This is a genomic window from uncultured Algibacter sp., from assembly GCF_947495675.1.
Lineage (GTDB): Bacteria > Bacteroidota > Bacteroidia > Flavobacteriales > Flavobacteriaceae > Algibacter_B.
In genome coordinates this window covers 1-338 of sequence record NZ_CANLZX010000065.1, presented here as the reverse complement: position 1 = coordinate 338, position 338 = coordinate 1, and the positions used below count along the sequence as shown (strand labels likewise).

At 36.1% G+C, this 338-nt stretch carries 1 protein-coding gene; it reads right to left on the bottom strand.

Annotated elements, in window-relative coordinates:
- Nucleotides 1-338 (bottom strand): immunoglobulin-like domain-containing protein (locus Q0842_RS16115; RefSeq protein WP_298500526.1); only part of this gene is annotated, 338 nt, incomplete at both ends.

Sequence of the window (338 nt, the reverse complement as noted above, 5' to 3'; positions counted from 1 at the left end):
TCGCCATCTAAATCGTCTGTTGCTGTGGCTCCTTGCTCAGAATAAGTGTCTCCTACATTTAAATCTATTACTGAAGACCCTATTAATGTAATTACTGGTGCTGTTGTATCTGGTATAACATTTACTGTTCTTACTACTTGGGTTGCAGGGTTACCTACTGCATCACTTACATTATAAGTTATTAAGTATGTTCCGGCTGTATTAGTATCAACTACATCTCCGCCTATTACAATATTTACTGTAATATCACCATCTAAATCATCTGTTGCTGTGGCTCCTTGCTCAGAATAAGTGTCTCCTACATTTAAATCTATTACTGAAGACCCTATTAATGTAAT